The 16227-nt window shown below is 45.1% G+C and carries 15 protein-coding genes; all 15 read left to right on the top strand.

Features of this window, described 5'->3' with window-relative positions; all coding sequences use genetic code 11:
• Positions 1–2 precede the first annotated feature (2 nt).
• Complete coding sequence (locus ACQE3D_RS08395; protein WP_427551602.1) at positions 3–686, top strand: sensor histidine kinase; 684 nt, start codon at positions 3–5, stop codon at positions 684–686.
• 271 nt (positions 687–957) lie between these two features.
• Complete coding sequence (gene rfbB, locus ACQE3D_RS08400) at positions 958–2028, top strand: dTDP-glucose 4,6-dehydratase (protein WP_427551604.1); 1071 nt, start codon at positions 958–960, stop codon at positions 2026–2028.
• 4 nt (positions 2029–2032) lie between these two features.
• Positions 2033–2929, top strand: coding sequence for a dTDP-4-dehydrorhamnose reductase (rfbD, locus tag ACQE3D_RS08405; protein WP_427551605.1), 897 nt, complete (start codon positions 2033–2035; stop codon positions 2927–2929).
• Between the two features lie 2 nt (positions 2930–2931).
• Positions 2932–3816: a glucose-1-phosphate thymidylyltransferase RfbA gene (gene rfbA, locus ACQE3D_RS08410; protein WP_071159778.1), complete on the top strand. Its 885-nt coding sequence runs from the start codon at positions 2932–2934 to the stop codon at positions 3814–3816.
• A 334-nt stretch (positions 3817–4150) separates the two neighbouring features.
• On the top strand, positions 4151–4333 hold the full coding sequence (locus ACQE3D_RS08415; protein WP_217631704.1) for a hypothetical protein: 183 nt from the start codon (positions 4151–4153) through the stop codon (positions 4331–4333).
• 100 nt (positions 4334–4433) lie between these two features.
• Positions 4434–4667: a hypothetical protein gene (locus ACQE3D_RS08420; protein WP_217631703.1), complete on the top strand. Its 234-nt coding sequence runs from the start codon at positions 4434–4436 to the stop codon at positions 4665–4667.
• A 23-nt stretch (positions 4668–4690) separates the two neighbouring features.
• Positions 4691–5236 (top strand): dTDP-4-dehydrorhamnose 3,5-epimerase, encoded by a 546-nt coding sequence (gene rfbC / locus ACQE3D_RS08425; protein ID WP_071159776.1) that lies wholly within the window; start codon positions 4691–4693, stop codon positions 5234–5236.
• 3 nt (positions 5237–5239) lie between these two features.
• Positions 5240–6058 carry an ABC transporter permease gene (locus ACQE3D_RS08430; RefSeq protein ID WP_071159775.1) on the top strand — a complete coding sequence of 273 codons (819 nt, stop codon included), beginning with the start codon at positions 5240–5242 and terminating at the stop codon, positions 6056–6058.
• A 134-nt stretch (positions 6059–6192) separates the two neighbouring features.
• Positions 6193–7404, top strand: coding sequence for an ABC transporter ATP-binding protein (locus ACQE3D_RS08435; protein WP_071159773.1), 1212 nt, complete (start codon positions 6193–6195; stop codon positions 7402–7404).
• Between the two features lie 177 nt (positions 7405–7581).
• Complete coding sequence (locus tag ACQE3D_RS08440; RefSeq protein ID WP_427551608.1) at positions 7582–9618, top strand: methyltransferase domain-containing protein; 2037 nt, start codon at positions 7582–7584, stop codon at positions 9616–9618.
• Positions 9615–10571, top strand: a complete 957-nt coding sequence (locus tag ACQE3D_RS08445; RefSeq protein WP_071159769.1) for a glycosyltransferase family 2 protein — start codon at positions 9615–9617, stop codon at positions 10569–10571. The genes ACQE3D_RS08440 and ACQE3D_RS08445 overlap by 4 nt, the downstream gene beginning before the upstream one ends.
• Positions 10572–10574: 3 nt before the next feature.
• Positions 10575–12332, top strand: coding sequence for a glycosyltransferase family 4 protein (locus ACQE3D_RS08450; protein ID WP_083386135.1), 1758 nt, complete (start codon positions 10575–10577; stop codon positions 12330–12332).
• 9 nt (positions 12333–12341) lie between these two features.
• A complete protein-coding gene (locus ACQE3D_RS08455) occupies positions 12342–14210 on the top strand; it encodes a hypothetical protein (protein WP_071159766.1) in 1869 nt (622 codons plus the stop codon).
• Between the two features lie 8 nt (positions 14211–14218).
• A complete protein-coding gene (locus ACQE3D_RS08460; RefSeq protein ID WP_071159764.1) occupies positions 14219–15172 on the top strand; it encodes an NAD-dependent epimerase/dehydratase family protein in 954 nt (317 codons plus the stop codon).
• Positions 15169–16035, top strand: coding sequence for an acyltransferase family protein (locus tag ACQE3D_RS08465; RefSeq protein ID WP_427551610.1), 867 nt, complete (start codon positions 15169–15171; stop codon positions 16033–16035). The genes ACQE3D_RS08460 and ACQE3D_RS08465 overlap by 4 nt, the downstream gene beginning before the upstream one ends.
• The last annotated feature ends 192 nt before the right edge of the window (positions 16036–16227 follow it).

Raw genomic sequence — 16227 nt, forward strand, 5'->3', positions numbered from 1 at the left:
CGATGACGGCGCGGGCGGATCAGGCCGGGATGTTTCCGGCGGTGCTGGCGTCCACCGTCCACGATATTAAGAATTCGTTGGGCATTTTGTTGGAACTGACCCGGCAATTGGCCGTGAAGTATCAGGATCGGGCCGAGGACATCAACCAGTTGGAGTTCGAGGCGACCCATATCAATCACACGCTGATGCAGTTGTTGGTACTGTATAAAATCGATGCCGATAAGTTTTGCCTGATGATCGACGCCTATCCAGTCATCGATATTCTGAATGAGGCCAGAGACCAACAAAGCCGTTTGTCGCGCTTGAACCATGTCGAGGTGGTTATCGAATGTCCGGACGATCTGCTGTGTTTTTGCGATTACCCACAGATAACCAATGCGTTGGCGACGATTTTGAACAACGCGCTACGTTATACGCGGGAGAAGATATTGGTCAGCGCCGTCGAGCAGGATGGCTATTTGCGGTTGGCGATCGAGGATGACGGCAAGGGGTATCCATCCGAGATACTCGACGCCGATCTGAGCAGCAGCGTTGATTTGGATTGGATCGGCGGCAATACCGGTCTGGGTTTGTTTTTTGTGTCGGTGATTGCCGCTTTACATAAAAACGGCGAGCAGAGTGGCTATGTCCGCGTCGATAACCGCAGTCGGCTGGGCGGAGCGCGGTTTTGTTTGTTTTTGCCTTAGTCCGGAAATTGTCAGCAGCTGGACAGCTAACAGTAGTTCTAAGGTACAATACCGACAAAACAGTTTTCTTATCCGTTAAGGACACCCTACTGATGTAGGGATGTAGCAAAGCGAACAATATTGTATCCTCGTTAGGAGCGTCGGTGGATTTTGCATGGCGGCAGGCAATGCAAAGCGAACTTTCCGGTTTGGTTGGTCAGTTTGTTGTAGCTTGGGGAGCCGGCGGGTTCGGATAGGTTGACGTCTTTAATAACTTGCTGATTTGCAACTCATGACTTTATTAGTGACCGGCGGCGCCGGATTTATCGGTAGCAATTTCGTTTTGGATTGGTTGGCGCAACACGACGAAGCCGTCGTGAATCTGGACAAGCTGACCTATGCCGGTAACCCGGAAAATTTGGCGACGTTGCAAGGCGACGGCCGGCACGTCTTCGTCAGGGGCGACATCGGCGATTATGGCTTGGTGTTGGATTTGTTGAAGCAGTATCAAATCCGGGCCGTCGTCAATTTCGCCGCCGAATCGCACGTCGATCGTTCGATACACGGTCCGGAAGATTTCATTCAAACCAACGTGCTCGGCAGTTTCCGCCTGCTCGAAGCAATCAGGGCTTACTGGGGCGGGCTGGATGAAGCCGGCAAAAGCGGGTTTCGTTTGCTGCACGTGTCCACCGACGAAGTCTACGGATCGTTGGAAAAAATCGATCCGCCGTTTGCCGAGACCAACCAGTATCAACCTAACAGTCCCTATTCGGCCAGCAAGGCCGCCAGCGACCATTTAGTGCGCGCTTATCACCATACCTATGGCCTACCGGTGTTGACCACCAATTGTTCCAACAATTACGGCCCCTACCATTTTCCGGAAAAGCTGATTCCGCTGTGCATCCAGAATGCGTTGGCCGGCAAGCCTTTGCCGATCTATGGCGACGGCCAGCAAATTCGCGATTGGTTGTACGTCAAGGATCATTGCAGCGCGATTCGCCGAGTGCTGGAAGCCGGCAAGGTTGGCGAGGTGTATAACGTGGGTGGTTGGAACGAAAAGGCCAATCTCGACGTCGTCAACGTGCTGTGCGCGATACTCGACGAACTGCAGGCGCGAGCCGATGGCAAGTCCTATGCCGAGCAAATTACCTACGTCACCGATCGCCCCGGTCACGACCGCCGCTACGCGATCGACGCCGGCAAGCTGGAACGCGAACTGGGCTGGAAGCCGGCCGAATCTTTCGAAACCGGCATCCGCAAGACGGTGGAATGGTATTTGGCGAATCAGGATTGGGTGCAAAACGTGATGTCCGGCGAATACCAATCCTGGCTCGACAAAAACTACGCGGAGCGCAAAGCCTAATACTATGAAGATTCTGCTGTTTGGCAAAAACGGCCAAGTCGGCTGGGAACTACAGCGTAGCCTGGCACCGCTTGGCGAGCTGGTGGCCTTGGACAGACACAGCCGCGACTACTGCGGCGATTTGGCCGATGCGGCGGGCATCGCCGACACGATTCGCCGGCTCGCTCCGGACGCGATCGTCAACGCCGCTGCCTATACCGCCGTCGATAAAGCCGAGAGCGACGCCGAAACGGCCCAGTCGATTAACGCGGCAGCCCCGCAAGTCATCGCCGAACAGGCCCGTTTATGCGGCGCTTGGCTAGTGCACTACTCGACCGATTACGTCTTCGACGGCAGCGGCGAACGTCCTTGGCTAGAGGACGATGGCGTTAATCCGCTTAGTGTCTACGGCCGGACTAAACTCGCCGGCGAACAGGCGATTCAAGCGTCCGGCGCCAAGCATCTGATTTTTCGGACCAGTTGGGTGTACGCCGCGCGCGGTAACAATTTTGCGAAAACCATGTTGCGTTTGGCGCGGGAACGCGAGCAATTGGCGGTGATAGCTGACCAGATCGGCGCGCCGACCGGCGCGGAATTGATCGCCGACGTGACTGCCCATGCGCTAAGAGCTACCGTCTGCAAACCCGATGTCTCCGGGGTTTATCATTTGGCCAGCGCTGGTGCCACTAGTTGGCATGCCTATGCCGAACACGTGTTTAGCGTTGCCCGCCAACACGGCGAAATCCTGAAAGCCGCCGAAGCCGACGTCAAGGCGATTGCGACTAGCGAATATCCAACGGCGGCCCAACGTCCGCTCAACTCGCGTTTGAACACCCAAAAACTGCAAACCACGTTCGATCTCCAAATGCCCGACTGGCAAATGAGTGTGGAGCGGATGTTGGCGGAAATTTTAGGAAATTAGTCATGGCAAATCGCAAAGGCATTATTCTCGCCGGCGGCTCAGGTACGCGGCTGTATCCGGTCACCAAGGCCGTCTCGAAACAGTTGTTGCCGATTTACGATAAGCCGATGATTTACTACCCGCTCAGTACGCTGATGTTGGCCGGCATACGCGATATTCTGGTGATTTCCACGCCCCAGGACACGCCGCTGTTTCGGCAATTGCTGGGCGACGGCAGCGATTGGGGTATCAACCTGCAATACGCGGTGCAACCCAGTCCGGATGGCTTGGCGCAAGCCTTCATTATCGGTCGAGAATTCATCGGGACCAGTCCGAGTGCATTGGTGTTGGGCGACAATATTTTTTACGGTCACGATTTGCACGTTCAGCTCAGAGGCGCCACGGAACAGGCTAACGGAGCCACGGTGTTCGCCTACCACGTCAACGATCCGGAACGCTATGGCGTCGTTGCCTTCGATGCCGCCGGCAAGGCCACATCGTTGGAAGAAAAGCCGATCAAGCCGCAAAGTAATTACGCCGTTACCGGTCTGTATTTCTACGACAATCGGGTTGTCGATATCGCCGCGGAATTAAAGCCGTCGCCGCGCGGCGAATTGGAAATCACCGACGTTAATAAAATCTATTTGGCCGAGCAGCAGTTGAGCGTCGAAATCATGGGACGGGGTTACGCTTGGCTGGATACCGGTACCCATGCCAGCCTTATTGAAGCCAGCAATTTCATCGAGACCATAGAATCCCGGCAAGGCCTGAAAATCTCCTGCCCCGAGGAAATCGCTTGGCGCAATGGTTGGATTGGCGATGAAAAAATCGAAGAACTGGCGAAGCCACTTGCAAAAAACGGCTATGGAAAATACCTGCTTGGACTGCTCGATAAGCAGGTGTTTTAACAAACGGGTTGATATTCGAAAATAAAATGCCAGGCCATGAGTTTGAACGAGCAGCAGAAATATTTGATCTTGCGAACTATTTGGCAAATTGCCGGAGAGGACACAGACGTTTATTTGTTCTGTTCCAGGCTTGATGATAGGCCCAAAGGCGGCGATTAGATCTGTTCTTGGAGTCCAATTTGTTGCCGTCTTCGCTTCGGCGTGCGCAAATAAAAATGCAGTTGGAGCGCGCATTGTGATTGCCCGTCGATCTGGTTTGCAAATCCAGAAACGCCGAAGCCAAACCATTTGAAGTGATAGCTAAAGCCAAATCGGTAAAATTGGAAGCTCGGCAATGAGCCAAGCCGCACTGTTAGCAGAGCAACAACGTCTGGCTGATTTATTGGAGGCCATACAGCGCTGTGCGTATTTTCTGAATGCCCCCAGCCGGAAAATTGATTGGCCGCTACTTGCAGACACGTTGCAATTGGAGAAAAAGAACGTGGCGTTGTTTGAAGCTCTGGCGGCAATCAATTAGAGGTTTGCCAAGCTACAGGATACGCTTGCCGCAGCCATGCGCTATGCCAGTTTGCTATTGGGAGAATCGAACGACCGTTTTCTTAAGGTACTGAGTTTCTATGAAAAAATCGGTGGAAGTTTGGCATTTGTGTCGGGCCGCACGCAATTTGATGGCTCATGATTACGAAATCGATTACGCGGAAATTACCGAACATTTTAGTACGTTACATGAACTAGCCCCTGTTCTTTATCAGGTTGCTGGGCGCTTTATGGAATATTGTCGACAAGCGCTTTCAATTCAGCCCAGCGGCAATGACTTTACCGATGACTTTAAGAACATTGCCGGGATTTAATTTATATTCTTAACAAAAAACTTATGGAAGCCAAGCGATTAGCAATACCCGATATAATTTTATTTACTCCAAAAGTATTTGGTGACGAGCGCGGTTTTTTCTTTGAAAGCTTCAATGAAAAAGTATTTAAGGAATTGACCGGCCTAACCGTTAATTTTGTCCAGGATAACCACTCCAAATCTCAAAAAGGCGTATTGCGTGGGTTGCACTACCAATTACCTCCAAAAAGCCAAGGTAAACTGGTTCGAGTTGTTCAGGGCGAAGTGTTTGATGTCGCCGTCGATATTCGCAAAAGCTCGCCGACATTCGGTCAATGGGTCGGTCAGATTCTATCGGCGGATAACAAACAGCAGCTGTGGATACCTGAAGGTTTTGCGCACGGATTTTTAACGCTGTCCGATAGTGCTGAATTCCTCTATAAAACCACGGATTACTATGCACCCGAATATGAGCGGTGCATAGCCTGGAATGACGCAGATTTAGCAATCCAATGGCAGATTACGGCTACTCCAGCGCTGTCTGGCAAAGACCTGCAAGGTCAAGCATTCATAGGTGCCGAGATTTTTTGATTGATGCAAAATTTCAGCATATCCCCCCGTGAAATGGTGGTCAGTTTATGGCGTAATCGCCAATTGACCAAAGTATTGATCAAGCGCGAAGTCATAGGCCGTTATCGCGGCTCGATGCTGGGTATCTTGTGGTCGTTTTTCAACCCGGTATTCATGCTGCTGATATACACCTTCGTCTTTAGCGTGGTTTTCAAGGCCCGCTGGAGCGGCGGTGGTGACTCAAAAACCGAGTTTGCCTTGATATTGTTTGCCGGATTGACGATTTTTAATTTATTTGCCGAATGCTTCAATCGGGCACCAAGCTTGGTCTTGGCTAATGTGAACTATGTAAAAAAAGTGGTGTTTCCGCTGGAAATCTTGCCCTGGGTCAGCATGGGCTCGGCCTTGTTTCACGGTATGATCAGCTTGTTGGTTTGGCTAATTTTTTATGCAATCCTGTTTGGCGTGCCGCATCCCGAAGCAGCATTATTCCCAATTTTGGTTTCTCCTTTGTTACTACTGACCATGGGTCTGTCCTGGTTTCTCGCCGCCTTGGGTGTTTACCTGCGGGACATTGCTCAAATCATCGGCTTGGTAACCACCTCGCTAATGTTCCTCTCGCCAATTTTTTATCCAGTGTCTGCATTACCGTTGGATTATCAACCCTTGTTACTACTCAATCCGTTAACACCAGTAATTGAACAAGGACGCGCCCTGCTGGTTTGGGGCACCTTGCCCGACTGGCAATTGTTTATCATGGATTTTTTTATTTCCTTGCTTGTCGCCTGGCTTGGCTTTGCCTGGTTTCAGAAAACTAGGAAAGGGTTTGCCGACGTGCTTTAAGAACTGACTGGGCTCGAATAATATTGCAGTTTGCTCTTTATTATGATTAATAATCACATTGAACAACACATGCCAACATCAATCCTCAAAATTTATATCACTGAATACTGTGTTTAATAATTCGCTATTTGAGTATGTCTGATATCGCCATTAAAGTTGAAAATCTCAGTAAGTGTTATCAGATATATAATCAACCCCATGATCGGTTAAAACAATCGATCTACCCGCGCCTGCAACGATTAATCGGACAACAACCTAGACAATACTTTCGCGAGTTTTGGGCGCTGAAGGATGTGTCTTTTGAAATCAAGAAAGGGGAAACGGTTGGCATCATCGGTCGTAATGGTAGTGGTAAATCAACATTGCTACAAATGATCTGCGGCACGCTTAATCCGACGAGCGGCAATATTCAAACGCAAGGGCGCATAGCCGCGTTACTCGAACTGGGTTCCGGGTTCAATCCGGAATTTACTGGGCGGGAGAACGTTTATATGAATGCCGCTGTGCTTGGATTGAGCAAAGAAGAAATCGATGCTCGCTTTGATGACATTATTGCCTTTGCCGATATTGGCGAATTTATCGAGCAACCCGTAAAAACCTATTCCAGTGGCATGATGGTCAGGTTGGCGTTTTCAGTCGCTATCAATGGGGAGCCGGAAATTCTCATTGTTGATGAGGCGCTGTCGGTAGGTGATATCGCGTTCCAAAATAAATGTATAGAGCGTCTCAAATTTTTGACGAGTAGAGGGGTTACGATCCTTTTTGTCTCGCATGATCTGAGTACTTTGCAGATGATATGTTCGCATGTTTTTTGGCTAGACAAAGGGCATCTCATTGCTCAGGGTGATTCAGTGCAGATTGCTCAAGAATATTATGTCCAACTTCTAGGTAATGCGGCACCGGCAGCTATTTCGCAGATTCAGCAGCAAAAAACCGGTAAAGCTTATTTTACCGAAATCAGTCTGTCAGCTAGTCAAAATGCCGGAAATTATTGCCCTGGAGGAAATTTTACTATTCGGTTCCGCCTGCAAGCAATAGAAGATTTGCCGATGCAAGTGTTTGGACTTAGTGTTTATCGTGCCGATGGTGATTGGTTAATTGGACTAACTAGTCTCGATAAAGGTATGCTTTGGCCCGCCTTAGCTACTGGTGAGGAGTCTTGTGGAGAAATTGACTTGTCACCTTTATGCTTAGCGCCTGGCGACTATTATCTGGCTTTAGGTGCTTATTCGCCTGATTATAGTTTATGCTTGGCATTGACGGACGCTTATCTTCGATTTTCAGTGCGTTCCAATCTACCTTCATGGGGGAAGCTTATCCATCCCTGTACATGGACGGTTGTGTAATTGAAATATTTCTTCATATTCATGAGATATTAATCAAACCTCATACATGAGAGATAAATAGCTGCTGACCAAGTCCTATATTTCAAGTAATACATCGAAGAATATTGGGCGGCCGGTAAAGTCCTGGCATAAAAACCTCAAGCTCTCTTGCCTGAATTATATTTTTCTAAGTAAATAATGATCACAAAGCCTTTGAATGACCGTAAAGTTCACGCTTGCCCCATCTGTATGCATCGAGATTCTATCATTCAACTTTGTCTGGTGGATAATTTTCAGATACTTACTTGCGAAAATTGTAATACTGATTTCGTTGATAACCCGCCAACGTCCGAAGAGCTAACTGCTTATTACAACCGACCTGAGTGGTTTGAAGGAGGGGAGCATGGTGGTTACGATAACTATGATAGCCAAACTGAAGGTAGTCTTATTACCTTCCGATCATTGCTAGAAGAATATGCAGGGCGAACAGGTTTGTCTGTGCTTGATATTGGTTGTGGCTATGGCAATCACTTGGCTCTGGCTGCTCGTTTTGGTTGGAAATGCTTTGGAGTTGAGCCAAGCACACATGCACGTCAAGTGGCGTCATCACGGCTTGAAGGCGCCGCGATGATTGTCAGTTCGCTTTCTGAACTAATTCCACATGAGTTTGATTTAATACTGATGTTTGATGTTATCGAGCATGTGTGTTCCCCATACGAATTGTTTTATGATCTATTTTCTATGGGAGCAATTGTTCCAAAAACTCGGGTTATAATTACCACTCCCAATGCGGGCTCAAAGTTAGCTTGTGACAATCCAGTGCAATGGGAATATAGACATCCGCCTTCACACTTGGTTTTTTATACTGCAAATTCACTTCGGTTTGTGCTAGAAAGGCTACAGTTTACTAATATTTTGGTAAAAGGTAGTCATCCAATTGATGGCTCGAAAAATGATGATGATTTTCTTTCATTTGCTGGATTAGAAGCGCAAGCGCTTGGCAGTAATTTTACAGAGTTTATGCGTGAACGATATGTGCCAGGAACTTGGTCAAAAGTGGCCCAATACGAGCACATTCCTCGTTATAAGTTTGCATGTTTATTTGCACAAGGGAAAAACGTTTTAGATTTTGGTTGTGGTACTGGATATGGTGCCGCAATGCTTTCGGAAGTGGCTGAAAAAGTAATAGGTTTAGATATAGATATTAATGCCAATAAATGGGCATGCAATACGCATTATAATTCTAATTTGAAATTTCATTTGTGTGACGATTTAGGTGAGGGGTTGAAATCAGGCTCCTTCGATCTGATAACTTGTTTTGAAATGATTGAGCATGTAGATCAGATTACGCAAACTGCCACAATCAAAAGCATTTCTAGATTGCTTCAAAGCGACGGTATTTTAATAATATCGACACCTAATCCTGAAGTAACGCAATTATATGGTGAAAATCCTTATCATCTCAGAGAAATGAATGAGCTTGAGTTTGTTGAAATACTTGCGGAGCATTTTTTATACATTAAAGTCATAAATCAAAAGGTTCTCTTAGGTATATCATTCGAAGAGCAAGAGGCTATTATATCATATAAAAACATAGCTAATGATTGGCATGATTCAAGTAACAATGGGGTTAAGCCATTAGCGTTTTTAGCTATTTGTTCGAATGCATGTCTGCCAGATATTTGCTCATTCGTAACTTTTGAAGATACTGATTACATTCGTGAATTCACAAGTAAGGAGAATGTGATAAATGCTTCACGGTCTTTAGTCTATCAGACATCAGTTAAGCTGTCTTCTGAATTATATAACTATCGCTCGCAGGCAGCAGAATTTAGCCGACAGGTTGCCTCGTTACAAAATAAATTGGAAAAGGCTCAGTCCCATATTGAATATCAGGCTATTGAAAAAATCGAACTACAAAGTGAACTGCAAGAATATGGCGAACAGGCTGCCGAGTTTTCCCGTCAAATAACGGCGCTACAAAATGAAATGGAAAAGGCCCAGTCGCACATTGCATATCAGGAAAATGAATTGAAAAAGGCTCAGTCGCACATTGCATATCAGGAAAATGAATTGAAAAAGGCTCAGTCGCAAGTCGCACAACAGGCTAGTGAACTCCTTCGTATCACTTCAGAGCGTCTGCATGAATTATCCAGCATCTATTTTTTATGGAATCAATTGATTGGGCTTGTATTAGCAAGAGTTACTGGAAAATTTGAAGGAAAAGCAAGATGATTCATTCTGATGGTAATTCTTTACTTTGCTCTATCGTTATACCCACAAAAAATGGCGGCGCTCTTTTTAAGAGTGTCATTCAGAAATTAGCCACTCAAAAACTTTGGTCGCAAGTTGAATTAATTGTCATCGACTCTGGGTCGACGGATGATACTGTTGATATCGCCCGTGCGTCGGGCGCAAGAGTATTTGAAATTTCAGCCGAGGAGTTTAATCATGGTGCGACACGCGATTTTGGAATATCGCTTGCCACAAGCGAGCATGTCATTCTTCTGGTTCAGGATGCCGTTCCATATGATAATGAATTGATAAATGCAATGTTGGCACCATTTGGCGATTCAGAGGTTGCCGGAGTTTATGCTCGCCAGTTACCTCAACTGAATGCCGATTCACTCACTAAACGTAACTTAAATTGTTGGCTTACTGGGCGAACAACTGCAGAAGTTCGTAAGATGAAAAGTCTTGAATGGTATGAATCGTTGGAACCGATTGAAAAATACTTTTTCTGCAATTTTGATAATGTCTGCTCTTCCATCCGAAAATCGGTATGGAAAGAGCATAAGTTTGGCAATATAAGCTTTGGGGAAGATATTGATTGGGCTGAAAGAATACTAAAGTCCGGTAAAAAAATTGTTTATGAACCTAAAGCAGTGGTTGTGCATTCTCATGAAAGATCTATTGCATATGAGTTCAAGCGAACATATGTATGTCATCGAAAGTTATTTCAACTATTTGGATTGCAACTCGTTCCTAATTTGTGGATAGCCATGAGATCATGGCCAAATCATATTTGGCAAGATGCAAAATATATAGAATCTCAGGAAGATGAATTGCCAAAGAAGCTTCGGGTATTGATAAAAATTCCCATATTAAGTTTGTTAAGTGTTCTAGCCCAGTATTATGCTGCAAAGGATGAAATGGCTAGTAAAGTTCGTAAAATTAATGGAGTTTAAATTTTGAAATTTCTTCTTACGGTCCATCAATTTTATCCCGAATATTTTTCCGGTACAGAAGTGCTGACCTATAGTGTCGCGCGGGAATTATTGGCTCGTGGTCACGAAGTATCAGTATTTACGGGCTATCCAGCGCGGGAATTGATGACTGATGCGCGACGTTTTGATAAATACGAAATTAATGGCATACAGGTATACCGTTTTTATCATGGATTTGTGCCAATGGGGCAGCAGCAGGTTGTGTCAGAAATTGAATATAATAATCAATTGGCGGCGTCTTATTTTAAAGGTCTACTCAATGAATTAGCGCCAGATATTGTCCATTTCTTTCATTTTTCAAGGCTTGGTGCAGCGTTGGTTGATGTAATTAGGCAGTTAGACATCTCCGCTTATTACACACCAACCGATTTTTGGGCGGTGTGTCCCACCAGTCAATTGTTACTTGCAGATGGTCAAACATGCTTAGGCCCCACATCTCAAGGCGGTAATTGTATCAAGCATGTGGCTATGATTACACATTGGAGACACTATTCCTCTATTGTTCATTATTTGCCCGATGGCATGATAGATAAGATCGCTGTCCTTGCAAAATCAGGTCTTAATATAAATTTCCCTTTCAGTCGTGAGATTGCAGCACTTAGTGGCAGAAAACACTTTAATATCGAACGGCTTAATGCTCTTCAAGGTATCGTTGCTCCAACAAAACTAATGGCTGATGTTTTGACAAGCAATGGGGTGAAGCCGGAACTGATTACGCAATCAGCTTATGGTATCAATATTACAGGATTCGAAGATTTCAATCGTTCGTATTCTGTCGATCGCTCTGTCACAATTGGATATATTGGCACTCTCGCTCCTCATAAGGGATGTCATATTCTGATTGATGCATTCACAAGGCTAGAACGTTGTGGAATGTCTTTAAAAATTTATGGCAACCCCAAGGAGTTTCCTGAATATGTGGCTGGCTTATATTCAACTGCAAAGGGTAATGATTCTATTGAGTTTTGTGGAACTTTTCCGAATAATCAAATAGCTGATGTTTTGTCGGGTATTGATATTTTGGTTGTGCCGTCTGTTTGGTACGAGAATACTCCGCTGGTTGTCTATTCAGCTTTGGCGGCTAAATGTCCGGTGATTGCCTCTGATTTTCCGGGAATGTCAGAAGTGGTGAGAGATGGATGGAATGGTCTGTTATTCGAGCCGAGTAACAGTATAGCGCTTGCCGACTGTTTTAAACGGTTGTATCAAGAGCCTACGTTGCTGATTAGCTTGAGCGATAATTGTCAATCTCCGAAATCCATCGCTACTTACGTCGATGAACTGCTTGATCTGTACGAGAAGAAGCAGCATGCGCCTAAATTTCCACTGGTGGGACAACAAGAGCTTGACGCCTATATACCAGCTAACCAGGGAGGTTATGTCGTTGGTTGGGCAAGCATCGGTGCAAATGCACCAAAGCGAATTGGTTTGATCAGTAATAATCAAGAAATAGGTAAGACAACACAATTTTTGCCTAGGCCTGACGTTCGAGATGGATTAAGAAATTCTGGTGTGAAGATTGACGCGATTAATTTGGGGTTCATTATTAACCTTACTCAAACAGTAGATGGCGATTTAACTTTCTTACAGATTGAGGCCATGGATGGTAACACGTATTGCGTTCCCTATGAATCGCTCCAGATTGGGCAATCTGTTTTTCTTGAAAGCCAGTTATGGCTTGGGTTGGATCAAGAATACTTAATACGGAATATCATAGAATGACCTTTTATCATGAATTTACAAACTAATCGTATATCCTCGCTGCAAATACTCGCCTTGTTTTCCGGCATTGTTTTGGTGTTTCTTTTTGCCATGCATAGTCGGTTAGGATTGGAAGTGGCCGATGATGGTGCTTTCTTCCTGCGTTACGCAGAAAACATGCTAAAAGGCCAGTTTTGGGTATGGAACTCTGGCGAAGCGCCGGTGTGGGGCGCCTCTGCCCCTCTGTACCCGTTGATTGTTGCAATCCCGATGGCGCTAGGGCTGCCACCGGAGGCGGCTATTGTTGCCTCCGGGTTAGCCTGCGCATCTGTTAGCCTTGCGGCGACAGTGTTGATGTTGGGTCACCGATTTGGAGTCATCGTCGGTTTGGCTTTCTTGCTTTTTTCCGCACTGGATACCGGAATAATGTATTTTTCCGGTGCCGGCTTGGAAACTCCGCTTACTTTGGCTTTACTGACGTTTGCATTGTGGACTTTGTTATACGAATCACCTGCTTGGGGTGTTGGGCTGGCTGCAGGCCTATTGATGGTCAATAAACTGGACTTGGTACCTGTTGGTGGCTTGCTGTTATTGTCTCATTGGCTGCAAGACAAAAGATTTCCTAAAGTCGCTGTCATAATTGCTGCCGCTATCGCTCTGGCTTGGTATGGCTTTGCCTGGTGGTATTTTGGTGCGCCGGTACCCAACTCATTTTTAACTAAGTCGTTGCATCAAGATAACCAACCTAAAATTATCGACTGGACTTGGTTTGCAGGTTTCGTGTTTTGGGTTGGAATTCATAAGTGGTTGACAGGGTTATCCGTGTTTACTCTGTGGCGTAAAAGTCGTGAGTTACTGCCACTTATGGTTTTTTTGGGAGGTATATTGATTGTGCATTTGGTAGCCTATACCATCAAATATCCTTTTGAGCCATATAATTGGTATGCGATGCCTGCACTTTTTACGCTTTTGGTTGCTGCATCAATTGGATTGGGATTGCCAGTAAAAATAGGGGGTTATTACTTTTTGGGTAGAGCCTGGGGGGCAAAAATCATCGCCGTGTCGTTTTTGATTTTAATCTTTTTCGCAACTATTCGTTCTGAAATATTTGGGACTACAAATATCAAGATGTTTGCCTCACATCATGAATTTGATCGAGCTGAGGCTGGGCGTTGGGTTGCGGAAAATACACCGGATACTTTTGTTGTATATACGATGTGGGGTAATCCAGCTTATTATTCGAAGCGAAAAGTATTGGATGGCTCTTTTCTCAATAGAAAGTTTGAGGATGCTGATTTAATAAAAAAATATCATCCGGAAGTGCTTATATTGCAAAATAATCCCGGCAGTACACCGATGAATCCAGTATTTGCCGCGACCAAAGGGGAAAATTATAGAGTTGTAAAGGTATTTGATAAGACTTATTCGGCTGGGATGGATTATTTTTTTGTTGTGCTCGTGCGTGAGGATGTTTTGGGCAAGGTTCGCAATATCGATCCACCACGCGATTTGATGCCATTTGTGAGTAATATTCAACTCGGTGACCAGTTCGGTATTTTAAAGCCACAAGGCCTTGAGACATTATTTGTGCATCCTGGGGCTGTGACAGCAACAAGTTTTCAATTCGACGCAAGTGGTTACTTGAGGGATGTCGAGAAAAAAGAGCTTTATATTCGTGCCGGTATTGCACCTAATATCCCAGAGGCCGCAATAAAGAGGGGGGCTGGTAATGTTCATATTCGTATCCTGCAGAATGAAAAACCTCTAGTTGACGACATTATTAAAGTGGGTGAACCGATTCAGCGTAATTTTCCAATCGCTGAGGGCCAATTTTTGTTGTTCGCCGTAGATAATAACGGTGGAGCCGATACCGATTGGCTGTTGCTTTCAATTCATTAAGGCATAACATGAATAATCCTAAGCGTTGCCTGGTCCTTGGTGGTCGTGGTTTTATTGGGTCTCATTTGGTTGATGCCTTGTTGGTTCGTGGTCACTTTGTACGTTGTTTCGATAGGCCGCATATAGCACCTCTTCCAGAAGCACAGATTTCGGATGCCAATTTTGAACTGTTTGAAGGCGATTTCGTCAGTGACGCCGATATCTCCGAAGCTGTTGATAGCTGCGAAGTTTGTTTTCACCTAATTTCCACGACTTTGCCTAAATCTTCCAATGCCGATCCTATATTCGACGTCGAGAGCAATGTTGTCGGCTCGTTACGCTTACTATCCCATTTGGTTCGGTCGGGCACCAAAAAAATTATTTTTGTATCTTCTGGTGGCACGGTGTATGGGATGCCAACCCAATTGCCAATTCTGGAAACGCATTCTACTAACCCGATGTGTTCCTACGGCATCACTAAATTGACGATTGAAAAATATCTTGGATTGTTCAAGGAATTGCATGGACTTGATTACACGGTATTACGTATCGCCAACCCATTTGGCGAACGACAGCGGACGCACGCGAGTCAAGGTGCAATTGCAGTTTTCTTAGGTAAAGTTTTACGCGGTGAGCCAGTGGAAATTTGGGGCGATGGTTCGGTGATTCGCGATTACATCCATATTGACGACGTCATTGATGCTTTGCTGGCGGCTTTGAATCATTCTACCAGTCAAAATACGTTCAATATCGGATCTGGTTGTGGTCACAGCCTTAATGAAGTGTTGGATGCAATTGAACGAGTGACTAGGCGAACTGCGAATCGCCATTATTTGCCGGGCAGGCCATTTGATGTACCTAAAAGCGTTCTGTCGATTCAGAGTGCGGAAGACGAGTTAGAGTGGGTCCCTCGCATTAATTTTGCAGATGGTTTGAGACGATTTGCTAATTGGATCGAAAAAAATGAAGGGTTGCAAAAATGATTGTGAAACCAGTTCGGCTTGAAGCGCTAACTTCTATGCGGTTCTTCGCATCCGCCGCTGTCGTGTTTTTGCATTCAAGACCATTTTTTGAGACAACCAAGAATTTGTACGCAGAAGCGCCGCTGCATTATGGCGTTACTTTTTTTTTCGTACTTTCAGGTTTTATTCTAACTTATGTTTATCGTGATTTGCAGCCAGTTGCTAGGGTTGATTTCTGGATTGCTAGAATTGCCCGTATTTGGCCTGCGCATATTTTCGCATTATGTTTGTTTCTACTGTTGATTCCCTCTGAACAGTGGACTTGGGATGGGGCAAATGTTCCTGCTGTCACTATGTCAAATCTCTTTTTATTACAATCAATTATTCCTATACCAGAATATTATTTTTCTTACAATGGTGTGTCTTGGAGTGTTTCAACAGAGGTTTTTTTCTATGTTGCGTTTCCGTACTTGATTATTAATTTTTCTAGTACATGGTTGCGAAAGCTGCTGTTATCAATGAGCATTGTTTTAATTATTTTGTCTGTGTCTTGCTTGTTTGATTTGCCGTCTTTTTCGCCTGATAAGTTTTTGGATGTTACATCTCATGGCATGATATATATCAGTCCATTGACAAGAATATTGGAATTTATTATAGGTATGGCTGCTGCGAGTTTTGTGATTGAATGTCGTTGGATAAATATTATTTGCAAATTTAATAATAAATGGGTGATTTATACTTTATTTGAAGTGTTGGCCTTGTTGTTGGCTTTATATATGGCGACATACTTAAGTCGTGTTGCTGGAGCGTTTGGTGGTAAACTGGAAACGCCGCTGGTTACCTGGGTGATGCATAGTTCTGGTGCGAATTTTTCGCCGTTTTGATTGCTGTAATATCGATGCAAAAGGGTCTTATATCTAGTTTTCTTAAATATAGGTTGTTTGTGGTTTTTGGTGAGATTTCATTTTCTCTTTATTTAATCCATCAGGTTTTAATTAGATTTTATGTGAGTAATATTGGGTTGTTTTATAATGTTCCTGATTTATTTAGAGTTTTTATTTATTGGTTGTTGTGCT

Source organism: Methylomonas sp. MS20 (assembly GCF_050275925.1).
Classification (GTDB): domain Bacteria; phylum Pseudomonadota; class Gammaproteobacteria; order Methylococcales; family Methylomonadaceae; genus Methylomonas; species Methylomonas koyamae_A.